This is a genomic window from Chitinimonas sp. JJ19 (assembly GCF_036961565.1).
Lineage (GTDB): Bacteria > Pseudomonadota > Gammaproteobacteria > Burkholderiales > Chitinimonadaceae > Chitinimonas.
The window spans coordinates 21,975-34,692 of the sequence record NZ_JBAMDD010000022.1 but is presented as its reverse complement, the minus strand read 5'-3'; the positions used below and the strand labels follow the sequence as shown (position 1 = coordinate 34,692).

Below are 12,718 nucleotides of genomic sequence, written 5' to 3'. Positions count from 1 at the left end.
CGCCGGTTTCACGCGGCGGTTTTGTCTTGGGCGCTTGCAGGCTCAGTCGGCGTATTGCTTCTTGAGCCGTTCACGCCGCTCCTGCGCCTCTACCGTCAGCGACGCGGTAGGACGGGCCAGCAGACGGGCCAGGCCTATCGGTTCGCCGGTATCGTCACAGTAGCCGTAATCGCCATCGTCTATCTTCTTGACGGTGGATTCGATCTTCAGCAGCAGCTTGCGCTCACGATCACGCGTACGCAGTTCCAGCGCATATTCCTCTTCGAGGGTAGCGCGGTCAGCCGGATCAGGTGTCGCTTCCTGCTCTTGCAGGTGCTGGCTGGTGGCAGTGGCATTGGCGAGCAACTCGGCCTTCATGTCGAGCAGGCGTTGACGGAAGAACGCGAGGTGATCCTCGTTCATATAATCGTCGCCCTGCCAGTTGAGGATATCTTCCTCGGTCAGTTTCTTGGCCATGGTGGTGCTTCTCCACGCTGGTTGACGGACACACCGCCCAGGTTAGGCGGCGATGCTCCAAAGTTGCGGGGCGCGAGCTTAACGGTGTGTCAGGCGCCTTGCAACCATCATCATCGGAACAGGACCGTGAATATTGCGGCTAAACAGGCCACGATGCTGTCCCTGTAAAGACACAAAGCCGACCAAGGCCGGCTTTGTTACCTTATTTCTGGCTCAACACCCACTTCACGATCACCTTCAGATCGGCGTCGGCGATCTGTTGCGGCGGCATCGGTATCTGCCCCCACACGCCTACGCCACCCTTCTTGATCTTGGCGATCAGTTTGGCCTCGGCAGCCTTGTCACCACGGTACTTGGTAGCCACATCCTTATAGGAGGGGCCGACGACCTTGGTGGCCACCTGGTGGCAGGCCATGCAGTTGTTCTTGGCGGCGATGGTGGCGCCATCGGGAGCAGCCTGGGCGGCCAGGGCAGTGCCGGCCACGAGGGCGGCGAGCAGCAGTTTCATCAATGTCTCCTGACGAGGTGTTCGTCCTGCAATACGGTATGACAGCTATCCAGGCCCGCTGTTTCCAGGGCGACCTGTTGTTTTTGGTCTGACTTGGTCAATGATCTTAGCCCCCTGCGCAACACGATGCAATTGAGGCGGATCAAGGAGGCCGGCCGGCGTTGCGGCAGCCCCAACCGACAAGCGATGGTATCCAGAGATGACCTGCGTTCATCACAGGCCCGGCAACGAGCAACAGCGAGGCTCCCGCGCGGAGGCGAGGGCGGGGGGAGTGGACTTAATCAGGTGAGAGCCCACTGGTTCAGGCTGCAAATAAGGCTTAGAGCCAGGGTTACCCTGGCGCCTGCACTACTCGTCATCACCCAGCTATGACCTGCTTTCATCACAGGCTCTCAGGACAGTGGAATATGCTGTGCTACACTGCCGCGCAGCTTGACCGGCCAGTAAACTATTCCCGATGCATGTTGATACCCTGAATCCTGACCAGCCCAATAACCGACTGTTCTCCATGACAGTGGGGTTCTCCCTGCTGGCCCATGTTGTTGTAATCGGCCTGGTCCACTTCACCCCGCCCGATCCGCGTACGCTGTTCAACCGCGCGCCGCTGGAGATCGTGCTGGTCAATGCACGCTCCAAGAATGCGCCGGCCAAGGCCGATGTGCTGGCCCAGGCCAACCTGGATGGCGGTGGCAATACGGATGAGGCCAATCGCCGCATCAAGACCCCCTTGCCGGCCCAGCAGGTGCTGCAGCCCAGCAATGAGCTGGTGCATGCCACCCGCCAACAGCAGGAGCAGGAAGAACGCCTGCGCAAATTGCTGGCGCAGGCCCAGATGGCACATAGCCTGAGCGCCGAAGCGGTACTGCGCCCCAGCCCGGTGCCGTCCACCAGCAAGCAGGAAACCGAGGCACTGAACAAGCAAGCCAGCGAAATCGCCCGCCGCGAAGGCGAGATCGCCCGCGAGATCGCCGCCTACCAGTCACGCCCCCGCATGGCCTACGTGGCCGGCCGCTCCAAGGCAGTGGCCGAGGCCCGTTACGTGGATGACTGGCGTACCGTGGTGGAACGGGTGGGTAACGAGAACTTCCCCACCAGCGCGGGGGGTAAACGCCTGTACGGCCGCCTGTTGGTCACGGTAGAGATCAACCGCGACGGCAGCCTGCGCAATGTCACCTTCGACAACTGCCGCACCTGCAACAATGATCCGGCCCTGCAGAAAGCCGCCGCCCGCATCCTGGCCCGCTCCGCGCCGTTCCCAGGCTTGCCGCGCGGCATACTGGATCGCCAGGGTGCGCCTGCCGACATACTTTCCATCACCCGCTCGTGGACCTTCTCTCGTGGTGATAACGCCATGACGGCTGAAGAACCAGCAGGGGGTTAGATAGCTGGCGTGTATAGCGTCGGCGACGTCGGGCCGTTAGCTGCTGAACTGGCGGGCGACCAATGCGCCGTTGAGGTATTCGATGCTATGGCCGACTTGAGCGCCGTGTCTGGGTTCAGCGCGGCGGCAAGTCGCGCTGTGCGCCAGCCTTGAGGAATTCCGAGGTGGCATCCACCAGTCTGCGTGCTTGTTCGACGGCACGCTTCAGGTGCGGCAGCGCCCGCTCGGCATCGGCCGGATTGCGTTCCAGTATCTGCACAATCTGGCGCAGCTGGTCCAGCGAAGGCATCAGCCCTGCGCTGACATTCTCCAGCAGCTTTTCCTTCAGCAGCTTGTCGCTCTCCAGCTCTTCCTTGTCGCGCTTGAAGCGTTGCTCCTTGAGCTTCCACGGCGCGATATCCTGGGCGATCAGGCTGTAGCCCTTGAGGGCACCACCCTGCTTGTGCGCCAGCATGGTCAACATCACCGGCAGATTGCGGCCATCGCGGCTCACCAACGCCATCTCGCCGCGCCAGGCGCCATCCTTGGTCGCCAGCGGCAGGCAGGTATGCAGGAAGTGCGGCTGTGCCCAGGGCGGCAACAGGTCGGTCATGAACAGTCCTTGCAGCGCCTCATTACCTATGCCCAGCCATTCACGACCAGCGGCATTGAGATTCTGCAGCTGCCCGGCCGGGTCGGCCCAGGCAATCACCTCGCGGCTGCGCTCCACCACTTCGCTGGCCAGTGTGTGGCGCTCCCGCTCGCGATGCCGGTGGTCGGTATCGCGCATAATGGTCAGCAGGCAGTCACGCCCGGCGTGGCGCAGGCTGGTGGTCATGGCTTCCACCCAGCGGGCCGCACCCTCGCGCGGCGCCAGCAGCCAGTCGTAGCGCTGCGGCCTGCCATGGCGGGCGGCATCCAGATAGGCGGCCTCGGCGCGGGCATCATAGCCCTCGGTGGTGGCCGAAAAATCCACCAGCCGCTGTCGTAGCAGCTCACCCCGGCTGCAACGCAGCATGGCCAGGGTGGCGGCATTGGCATCGAGTATGTCCAGGGTCTGGGCATCGCGCACCAGCAAGGGGTCGCCAGCTGCCACAAAAACTGCATTGCCTATCTCGTGCGGCACCGCCTGCAGCACCGCAGGCGGCTTGCAGGGGGTAACCAGGCAATCGATGCGCACCGGCACGCCTGCCTCATTGGTGGCCACCCGACAACGGTGCAGCACCCAGCAGATATCACCATCGCTGGCCATCAGGCGGTAGGTGAATTCGACTTCGTTGCTGCCGCTCTCGCGCAGCTTGTCCATGCCCAGCCACACTGCCGGCTGGTCTTCGGGGTGGATGGCTTCCAACCAGAAATTGGGGTGCTGGGCCAGCAGGTTGACCTGCTCGCCATATAGATCGGTGGCCGACTGCGACAGGTACAGCAGGGCATCGCGGCTCAGCGTCATGGCAAAGGCCACCACCTTCAAACCAGACAGGATCGCCCCCCCCTGCTTGTAGCCATCTATCATGGCTTCCGCATTCAGGCTGGGGTTGCTGGGAAAGTATTTCCGAACGAGCACGATATCAAACCGAATTTGTGGGGGGGCGGACGATATAATTGCCAGCATAGCACTGCAACTTGCAAGGACACTCCCATCCGTATACTTGGCATAGATCCCGGACTGCGTACCACCGGCTTTGGCGTCATCGACGCTGTGGGCCAGACACGCGTCTATGTGGCCAGCGGCTGCATACGCAGCGGCGAGGGCAGCCTGCCGGAACGGCTCAAGGTACTGCTGGAAGGCATAGGCGAAGTCTGCCAGCGCTATCAGCCGCAACAATCCGCCATTGAGCAGGTGTTCGTCAATGTGAATCCTCAATCCACCCTGCTGTTGGGGCAGGCCCGTGGCGCCGCTATCTCGGCCCTGGTACTGGCCAACCTGCCGGTGGCGGAGTACACCGCCCTGCAGGTAAAGCAGGCCGTGGTGGGCAACGGCCATGCCGCCAAGGAGCAGGTCAGCCACATGGTGCAACGGTTGCTCAACCTCAACGGCGAGCCCCAGTCAGATGCCGCCGACGCCCTGGCCTGCGCCCTGGCGCACGCCAACCACGCCACCGGCGGCCTCGCCAACATCGGCATGAAGTCGCGGCGTGGCCGCTGGGTCAGTATCTGACGCCCTCCCCTGATGAATTGCGGCCCAAGCCCGCACCAACCCCACGGAAAGCCCCAGCATGATAGGCAAACTCACCGGCAAGCTATTGGAAAAACACCCCCCGCAAGTGCTGCTGGATGTCGGCGGCGTGGGTTACGAGGTGGATGTGCCCATGTCCACCCTCTATGTCTTGCCGCATGCAGGCGAAACCGCCTCGCTCTACACCCACTTCGTGGTGCGCGAGGATGCCCAGCTGTTGTTCGGCTTTGCCAGCCGGGCCGAGCGTGAGACTTTCCGGCAGCTGATCAAGGTCAGTGGCATAGGCCCCAAGATTGCCCTGGCAGTGCTCTCGGGCATGACGGCAGACGAGCTGGCGGCCACGGTGGAACGCGAAGATGCCGCCCGCCTGGCCAAGGTGCCAGGCATAGGCAAGAAGACGGCCGAGCGGCTGATACTGGAATTGCGCGGCAAGCTGGCCGGCACCACGGCGCTGCAGGCACACGCCAGTGGCCTGTTCGCACCACCGGCCAGCACCCGCGATGATGTGGTGAACGCCCTGCTGGCGCTGGGATACAACGAGAAAGAGGCCAATACTGCCATCAAGGCACTGCCCGACGATGTCAGCGTCAACGATGGCATACGGCAGGCACTGAAATCGCTGGCCAAGGTCTGATGCGGCAGACGGTAAATATGCCGATTGCCCACGCCGGGGATTATCCAGCCAGGCCAGTTAGTGTACGATCGTTCTCTATTACCATGGAATAAAGTACGGCGGCCATGATCCAGTCCGACAATCTCAGCAGCGCACCCGAGCGCATCGTCACCCCGGTGCGGCAGTCCAGCCAGGAGGAGGCGCTGGAGCGCGCCCTGCGGCCCAAGCTGCTGGACGAATACGTGGGCCAGGAAAAAGCCCGTGGCCAGCTGGAGATCTTTATCGAGGCCGCCAAGCGGCGGGCCGAGGCGCTGGACCATGTGCTGTTGTTCGGCCCACCCGGCCTGGGCAAGACCACCCTGGCCAACATCATTGCCAGGGAGTTGGGCGTCAACCTGCGCCAGACCTCCGGCCCGGTGCTGGAACGGGCCGGCGACCTGGCAGCCATGCTGACCAATCTGGAACCGCATGATGTGCTGTTCATCGACGAAATCCACCGGCTGAGCCCGGTGGTGGAGGAAATCCTCTACCCCGCACTGGAGGATTTCCAGCTCGACATCATGATAGGCGAGGGCCCGGCCGCCCGATCGGTCAAGCTGGACCTGCCGCCCTTCACCCTGGTGGGCGCCACCACCCGTGCCGGCATGCTGACCAATCCGCTGCGCGACCGTTTCGGCATCGTGGCGCGGCTGGAGTTCTATACCCCGGCCGAGCTGACCCGTATTGTCAATCGCTCTGCCAGCCTGCTGAACATGGAGATCGATGACGAAGGCGCTTACGAGGTGGCACGTCGCTCGCGCGGCACGCCCCGTATTGCCAACCGCCTGCTGCGGCGGGTGCGCGACTTTGCCGAGGTCAAGCACGATGGCCGCGTCAGCCGCACGGTAGCGGATGCCGCACTGTCCATGCTGGATGTAGACCATGCCGGCCTTGATGTGATGGACCGCAAGCTGCTGTCTGCCGTGATTGAGAAGTTTGGCGGCGGGCCGGTAGGATTGGACAATGTGGCCGCCGCCATAGGCGAAGCAGCCGATACCATAGAAGATGTGCTGGAACCGTACCTGATCCAGCAGGGGCTGTTGCAACGCACGCCGCGTGGCCGTATGGCCACCCTGTTGGCCTATGAACACTTCGGGCTCAAGCCGGCCGGCCAGTAGATCGCGGCGGCATCGTGTCGCCGTTTTAAGCTGCCGTTCAGCTTGCGCTCAGTTAACCATTAGCATACTCCGCGGCTCACACGCCGCTGATCGTCCCGTAAAGAAGGAACCCGAGCTTGGAAGCCACCCTCACCACCGATGAATTGTCCATCTTCAGCCTGATAGGCAACGCCAGCATAGTGGTGCAGATCGTGATGGCGATACTGCTGCTGATGTCCCTGCTGTCGTGGTGGCATATCTTCGTCAAATGGTTTGGCCTGCGTAATGCCGCCAGCAAAACCGATAGCTTCGAGACTTCCTTCTGGGGTGGTTCCGATCTCAACACCCTGTACCAGCAGGTCAGCCGCGACAACAACAGCGCCGGCATGGAAAAGATCTTCGAGGCTGGCTTTGCCGAGTTCCTCAAGCTGCGTCGGCAGAATGGCCACGATATGGGCGCCCTGATGGAAGGCACCCGCCGCGCCATGAAGGCCGCCTGCCAGCGCGAGGTGGACAGGCTGGACGCCCACACCAACTTCCTTGCCACCGTGGGCTCCATCTCTCCCTATGTGGGTCTGCTGGGCACCGTCTGGGGCATCATGAATGCCTTCCGGGGCTTGGCCAATGTGGGCCAGGCCACCCTGTCGCACGTGGCACCGGGCATTGCCGAGGCCTTGGTGGCTACCGCCATCGGCCTGTTTGCCGCCATTCCGGCCGTGGTGGCCTACAACCGCTTCTCGCATGATGTAGACCGCCTGGCCAACCGCTTCGACAGCTTTATCGAAGAGTTCAGCAATATCCTGCAACGGCAGGCCACCAAATGAGGCACCCACTGCCGCAAACCCTGCTGCGCCTGGCCCTGCTGCTGGTACTGGCGGCCGGTTCGCTGGCGGCACAGGCCAAGGTATTCCTGTGGGAAGCCGAGCGCGAGGGCCAGCGTATCTGGCTGCTGGGCTCCATCCACCTGGGCCGCGCCGATCTCTATCCCCTGCCCGCTGCCATTGAGGCGGCCTACAAGGAGGCCGACACCCTGGCGGTGGAGGCCGATATCAGCGACCCGGTGGCCTTCGTGCCGCTGACCGCCATGGCCATGCTGCCGGCCGAGCAAAGCCTGGGCAATATGCTGAGCCCGGCGCAGAACCGCCAGCTCAACCAGGCCCTGGCCCGCGTCAACCTGCCACGCGTGGCGGCGGACAGGATGAAGCCCTGGCTGCTGGCGCTGACCCTGGGTGTACTGGAGATGCAACGGCTGGGCTTTCAGCCCCAGAACGGCATAGACATGCACTTTCTGCAGCGCGCCCGTAGCGATCGCAAGAAGGTGCTGGAGCTGGAATCGGTCAAGGCCCAGTTCGAGCTGTTCGACAGCCTGAGCCAGGAAGAAAGCCTGAACTTTCTGCTCAGCACCCTCGAGCCCATCAACAAGCAGCAGCTCAAGCCCATGCTGGAGGCCACCATGGCTGCCTGGCAGCGTGGCGATGCCAACTCCCTGCGCCGGGTGATTGATGACGCCATGCCCAACGACCCACTGAGCCGCCGCCTGAACGACAAGCTGCTGGGCCAGCGCAACCGCACCATGGCCGACAAGATAGCCAGCATGGCCGCTGCCCGCCCGCCGCTGGTGGTGGTGGGTGCCGGCCACCTGGCCGGTGACGACAGCGTGCTGGAACTGCTGAAGACCCGCGGTTTCCGTATCAAACAATATTGAGATACCACTGCCCCGGCGCATGAACAGCCTGGGCAGGTGGTCGGGAAGAAGGTGTACATATGGCCAGACGACAACGCCGTGCCAAGGCCGAAATCAATGTCGTGCCCTATATCGACGTGATGCTGGTATTGCTGGTCATCTTTATGGTGGCCACCCCCATGATGCAGCCTGGCGTCGTCAATCTGCCCTCGGTGGACAAGGCCGACCGCGCCTTGGACGTCAAGCCCCTGCGGGTGGAAGTCAGCCGTGACGAATTGATGACACTGGAAGATGCCGGCAAGTCCGACAAGCTGGCCACTACCGACGATCTGATCGCTGCAGTGAAGGCCAGAACCGTGGCGCAGGCGCGACCGGTATTGATCAGAGGTGACAAAGAAGTGCGATATGACGCTATCATTAAGGTGATGAACGCCTTGAAGAAGAGCGGCGTCGAGCGAGTGGGCCTGGAGGTCATGCCGGAACGATGAGCAGATCGGACCCGCGCGAAGAGCATCGCGCCCTCTCGTTTGTACTCGCCGTCGTCATGCACGGCGTGATCGCCGCCCTGCTCTACTTTGGCGTGCAATGGCAAACCCAGCCTGCCGCACCGGTCGAGGTGGAGCTGTGGGCCGGTGCGCAGGAAGCCGTGCGAGAACCGCAAGCCAAACCACCGCCCAAACCCAGGGAGGTGGCACCCGAACCCGAGTCGGAACCGGAACCCACCCCGGTCAAGCCCGACATACAGCTGGAGCCTGCCAAACCTCAGAAAAAGCCGGAAAAGCCCAAACCTGAGCCCAAGCCCGAACCGGCCAAGCCCGTGGTCGAGCCCAGGAAGGTGGAGCCCAAGCCGGAGAAGAAACCCAACAAGGTGCTGCAGGAACTGGCCGGCAAGCTCGACAAGCCGCCGGTGGATGCCAGCGTCTCGCTCAACGCCCTAGCGGCCCGCCAGCAGGCGGCCGAAGCCGGCGCCAAGGCCAGTGCCATGGAGGCCTACTACGCCCGCGTACGTAATCTGATACGCCGCAATATGAACTATCCCGACGATCAGGCGGGGAACCCGGAGGCCGAGTTCAGTGTCACCTTACTGCCGGACATGTCGGTGCTGAGCGCCGACCTAAGCAAATCCAGTGGCAATGCGGCCTTCGATGAAGCGGCCAAGCGCGCCATACTGCGTACCAGCCAGTACCCAACCCTGCCGGCCGGAGTCGATTTCTCCAGCCTGCGCAAACACAAGTTGAAGTTCCGTCTGCGTGATGCCTAGTCCCTGCCATGAACCTGCCAATGTTTTCCGCCAATAGCACGACTGTGGCAGCGCACTGCCTACCCCGCTCCAGCCGCGCGGACCCTGGCCGGTGCGGCCTACTGGCAGTCGCCCTGCTGGCCCTTGGGTTGGCCGGCTGCGCCAAGCCCACCGCCCCACCGCCGGCTGCAGCGCCCACCCCTGTGGCCACGCCAGCGCCGGCACCAGTGGTGGCCGCCCCATCGCGCGATGAGCTGCTGGCCCAGTATGTGGACAAAGTACGTCGCTTGATACGCAGCAAGATGGTCTACAAAGGCAAGACCGGCAATCCCGATGCCCTGTTCGAAGTCACCCTGCAGCCCGACATGCGCATCCAGGCCGTACGCCGCGTCAGCTCCAGTGGCAACAAGGCCTTTGACCAGGCGGTGCAACGTGCCATACAAAAAGCGGGCAGCTACCCGCCCCTGCCCGAGGGGCTGGAGTTTTCCCTGTTCATGACCCACAAGATCAAATATCGACTCAATGACCTGCGCTAATCCACTCCGCTACCTTGCCACCCTGCTGCTGGCCTGTTGCGCCCTGAGCAGCCGGGCCGATATCACCATAGACGTGACCGGCACCGGTACACGCCAGTTCCCGGTTGCCATCGGCACCTTGTCTGGCGAGGCCGTGCTGAAGGAACCGCTGACCGCCATCATCCGCGCCGACCTGGCCGGCAGTGGCCGCTTCAAGCTGGTGGAGACCGGCACCACCCCGCCGGTCGAATCGCCGGTGGCGGCCGAACTGGCCGACTGGAAGGCCCGTGGCGCCGATGCCCTGAGTACCGGCACAGTGCAACTGGCGGCTGATGGCAGCGCCGTGATACGGCTGCGGCTGCACGACACCGTGACCCAGAAACCGATCGCCGGCTTTGAGGTACGGGCCCGGGCCAGCGAGCTGCGCGGCGTGGCCCACCAGCTGGCCGACCAGATCTACGAGGCACTGACCGGTGAGCGCGGCGTGTTTGCCACCCGCATTGCCTATGTGCTCAAGCAGGGCAAGCGCTACTCGCTGCAGGTGGCCGATGCCGATGGCCACAATACCCAGACGGTGATGGCCTCGAACGAGCCCATCATGTCGCCGGTGTGGTCCATGGACGGCAGCAAGCTGGCCTATGTCAGCTTCGAGCGCAAGAAGGCCATCGTCTTCGTGCAGGATCTGCTGAGCGGTGCGCGTCGCCCGGTCGCTGCCTTCAAGGGCAGCAACAGCGCTCCGGCCTTCTCCCCCGATGGCGGCACCCTGGCGGTGACCCTGACCATAGACGGTATCTCCCAGATCTACCTGGTGGATGCCAGCGGCAGCGGTTCGCCCCGCCGGCTGACCCGTAGCAGCGCCATCGATACCGAGCCCACCTTCTCGCCCGATGGCCGCACCATTGCCTTCACCTCGGACCGGGGGGGCAGCCCGCAGATCTACACCGTGCCGGTAGGCGGCGGCGAACCGCAGCGCCTGACCTTCGACAGCAGCTACAACGTATCGCCGGCCTTCTCACCCGACGGCAAATCGCTTACCTATATCCGCCGCGATGACGGCCGCTTCGTGGTCGCCTCCATGGACTTGGCCTCGCGCCAGAGCCTGACGCTCAGCCAGGGCAACTACGACGAATCGCCGAGCTTTGCCCCCAATGGCAAGCTGATTCTTTACGCCAGCGAGACCGGCAACCGAGGCACGCTGGGCACGGTATCCAGCGACGGCCAGACCCGCCAGCGCCTGTCGGCCAATGGCGATGCCCGTGAGCCGGCCTGGGGCCCCTACATCGGGCAAATTGCCGTGACTCGACTATCCTCAAACCCATAATCCCTATCACCACAACATGATGAAATATTTCAGCCAGGAGATCGCCATGAAGAATACCCTCGCCAGCCTCACGCTCGTTGGCCTGCTTGCCGCCTGTGCCAGCACCACCCCCGCGCCCGTTGAGAACAAGGCCCCCGATGCGACGCCTACGCCTAGCACCAACAACAGCAATACCAGCACCCAGCCAGTGCAGCCCAGCCAGGGTAGCAAGCTGGATCCGCTGAATGATCCGGCCAGCATGCTGTCCAAGCGCGGTGTGTACTTCGATTACGACAAGTATGATGTGCGCGCCGACCAGCAAGCCCTGGTCGAGGCCCATGGCCGCTACCTGGCCGCCAACCCCGGTCGTTCGGTGCGGGTGGAAGGCAATGCCGACGAGCGCGGCAGCCGTGAGTACAACTTGGCCCTGGGCCAGAAGCGCGCCGAAGCCGTGCGCAAGGCCCTGAGCGTAGTCGGCGCCAAGGATGGCCAGATCGAAGCCACCAGCAATGGCGAAGAAAAGCCGCGTGCCACCGACAAGGACGAGGCCAGCTACGCTGAGAACCGTCGCGCCGACATGGTCTACAACGGCGAGTAATCCCACCGGGGGCCGGCCTGCCTGCCCCCGTCTGTTTCCCCACCCCGTGTCCGCACGGGGTTTTGCATGACAGGATGACAACGATGCAGATGCGGCTTCTTTCCCTAGCCCTGCTATCGGCCCTGGCCCTACCGGCCCAGGCCGGGCTGTTCGACGACGACGAAGCCCGCAAGCAGATTGCCGAGGTACGCAACCAGGCCGAGGCCAAACTGACGGCAGTGAATGAGCGGGTAGACCAGCTCGACAGCCGCAGCAGCCAGAAGCTGGTTGAGATTACCGGCCAGTTGAGCGAACTGAGCCAGCAGATTGCCCAGCTGCGCGGCCAGTTGGAGGTGATCACCTTCAATCTGCAAGGTCTGCAGAAGCGCCAGCAGGACCTCTATGTCGACCTTGATACCCGCTTGCGCAATATCGAGGAAGGCAAGACCAAGCCACTGACACCGGGTGCCGAAGCGCAGAATGCCGCGCTGGAAGCCGAGGCAGCCAGCGCCTACGAGGCGGCCTACAACCAGTACCGCGAAGGCAAGCTCAAGCCTGCCATCGAGGCCCTGGGCAGTATCAGCAGCAAATACGCCACCAGCCAGGTCGCCCCCAATGCCTTGTTCTGGCTAGGCATGGCCCAGGCACAGGCCGGTAGCATTGCGGCGGCCCAGCTAAGCTGGCGCAAGCTGGTCGATGCCTACCCGGAACATGCCAAATCACCCGACGCACTGCGGGCCATAGCCAGCGTGCAGCTTGAAAAAGGCGACAAGAAGGGCGCTGCCCGTACGCTGAAGGAACTGACCGCCAGCTACCCTGGCACCGAAGCCGCCAAGGAAGCAGAAAAGCAGCTCAAGAAACTGTAAGAGCCTGCCACGGGTGCGAGGTGACAGACTGCATGGGCGCCAGGGCACCCCTGGCGCTGGATCTCAGCTCAGCCAGAACCTGCAGGCCCCCCCTGCTTGAACCCTCAGCGCGGCGACGAAAGCCCACCTTGCGCGGTGCGTGGAGGGTGCCTCGCTGGCGCTCGCCATCATTTTGAATTAGCTTCAGCTGCTCAATATCTCTAGAGCGGCTAACAAAACCCAGCGTAACGCCAGCGTAGCGGTTCTGGCTAGGCGTGCGAGCGATGGCCCGCGCAGCAGACAGTACG

15 protein-coding genes are annotated in these 12,718 nt (G+C 63.2%); 12 read left to right on the top strand and 3 right to left on the bottom strand.

The window, feature by feature from the left end; all coding sequences use genetic code 11:
* Positions 1 to 42 precede the first annotated feature (42 nt).
* Both dksA and V7714_RS19440 read right to left on the bottom strand, forming a co-directional pair.
* Positions 43 to 456 carry an RNA polymerase-binding protein DksA gene (dksA, locus tag V7714_RS19445; protein WP_284195400.1) on the bottom strand — a complete coding sequence of 138 codons (414 nt, stop codon included), beginning with the start codon at positions 454 to 456 and terminating at the stop codon, positions 43 to 45.
* A 202-nt stretch (positions 457 to 658) separates the two neighbouring features.
* Positions 659 to 964, bottom strand: coding sequence for a c-type cytochrome (locus tag V7714_RS19440; protein ID WP_335711214.1), 306 nt, complete (start codon positions 962 to 964; stop codon positions 659 to 661).
* Between the two features lie 457 nt (positions 965 to 1,421).
* On the opposite strand from V7714_RS19440, the gene V7714_RS19435 reads away from it, so the two are divergent.
* Entirely contained in the window at positions 1,422 to 2,345 is a 924-nt protein-coding gene (locus V7714_RS19435) for a hypothetical protein (protein WP_335711213.1), read from the top strand.
* Positions 2,346 to 2,460: 115 nt separating this feature from the next.
* On the opposite strand, the gene V7714_RS19430 is transcribed toward V7714_RS19435, so the two are convergent.
* A complete protein-coding gene (locus V7714_RS19430; protein ID WP_335711212.1) occupies positions 2,461 to 3,888 on the bottom strand; it encodes a PAS domain-containing protein in 1,428 nt (475 codons plus the stop codon).
* A 75-nt stretch (positions 3,889 to 3,963) separates the two neighbouring features.
* On the opposite strand from V7714_RS19430, the gene ruvC reads away from it, so the two are divergent.
* The 11 genes from ruvC to V7714_RS19375 all read left to right on the top strand — a co-directional run bounded on the left by ruvC (position 3,964) and on the right by V7714_RS19375 (position 12,431).
* Positions 3,964 to 4,482: a crossover junction endodeoxyribonuclease RuvC gene (gene ruvC, locus V7714_RS19425; protein ID WP_335711232.1), complete on the top strand. Its 519-nt coding sequence runs from the start codon at positions 3,964 to 3,966 to the stop codon at positions 4,480 to 4,482.
* A 58-nt stretch (positions 4,483 to 4,540) separates the two neighbouring features.
* A complete protein-coding gene (gene ruvA, locus V7714_RS19420; RefSeq protein ID WP_335711211.1) occupies positions 4,541 to 5,134 on the top strand; it encodes a Holliday junction branch migration protein RuvA in 594 nt (197 codons plus the stop codon).
* Between the two features lie 104 nt (positions 5,135 to 5,238).
* The gene (ruvB, locus tag V7714_RS19415; protein ID WP_284195405.1) at positions 5,239 to 6,270 is read left to right on the top strand and encodes a Holliday junction branch migration DNA helicase RuvB; all 1,032 of its coding nucleotides are present in this window, start codon (positions 5,239 to 5,241) and stop codon (positions 6,268 to 6,270) included.
* Positions 6,271 to 6,386: 116 nt separating this feature from the next.
* Positions 6,387 to 7,073 (top strand): protein TolQ, encoded by a 687-nt coding sequence (tolQ, locus tag V7714_RS19410; RefSeq protein WP_284195406.1) that lies wholly within the window; start codon positions 6,387 to 6,389, stop codon positions 7,071 to 7,073.
* Positions 7,070 to 7,954, top strand: a complete 885-nt coding sequence (locus tag V7714_RS19405) for a TraB/GumN family protein (protein ID WP_335711210.1) — start codon at positions 7,070 to 7,072, stop codon at positions 7,952 to 7,954. The genes tolQ and V7714_RS19405 overlap by 4 nt, the downstream gene beginning before the upstream one ends.
* 59 nt (positions 7,955 to 8,013) lie before the next feature.
* The gene (gene tolR, locus V7714_RS19400) at positions 8,014 to 8,421 is read left to right on the top strand and encodes a protein TolR (RefSeq protein WP_284195408.1); all 408 of its coding nucleotides are present in this window, start codon (positions 8,014 to 8,016) and stop codon (positions 8,419 to 8,421) included.
* Positions 8,418 to 9,194 carry an energy transducer TonB gene (locus V7714_RS19395; RefSeq protein WP_335711209.1) on the top strand — a complete coding sequence of 259 codons (777 nt, stop codon included), beginning with the start codon at positions 8,418 to 8,420 and terminating at the stop codon, positions 9,192 to 9,194. Before tolR ends, V7714_RS19395 begins: the two co-directional genes overlap by 4 nt.
* Before the next feature lie 20 nt (positions 9,195 to 9,214).
* Positions 9,215 to 9,709 (top strand): energy transducer TonB, encoded by a 495-nt coding sequence (locus V7714_RS19390; protein WP_335711208.1) that lies wholly within the window; start codon positions 9,215 to 9,217, stop codon positions 9,707 to 9,709.
* Positions 9,696 to 11,009 carry a Tol-Pal system beta propeller repeat protein TolB gene (tolB, locus tag V7714_RS19385; RefSeq protein WP_335711207.1) on the top strand — a complete coding sequence of 438 codons (1,314 nt, stop codon included), beginning with the start codon at positions 9,696 to 9,698 and terminating at the stop codon, positions 11,007 to 11,009. The genes V7714_RS19390 and tolB overlap by 14 nt, the downstream gene beginning before the upstream one ends.
* Before the next feature lie 46 nt (positions 11,010 to 11,055).
* On the top strand, positions 11,056 to 11,586 hold the full coding sequence (gene pal / locus V7714_RS19380; RefSeq protein WP_335711206.1) for a peptidoglycan-associated lipoprotein Pal: 531 nt from the start codon (positions 11,056 to 11,058) through the stop codon (positions 11,584 to 11,586).
* Between the two features lie 89 nt (positions 11,587 to 11,675).
* Positions 11,676 to 12,431, top strand: a complete 756-nt coding sequence (locus V7714_RS19375) for a YbgF trimerization domain-containing protein (RefSeq protein ID WP_335711205.1) — start codon at positions 11,676 to 11,678, stop codon at positions 12,429 to 12,431.
* Positions 12,432 to 12,718: the final 287 nt, after the last annotated feature.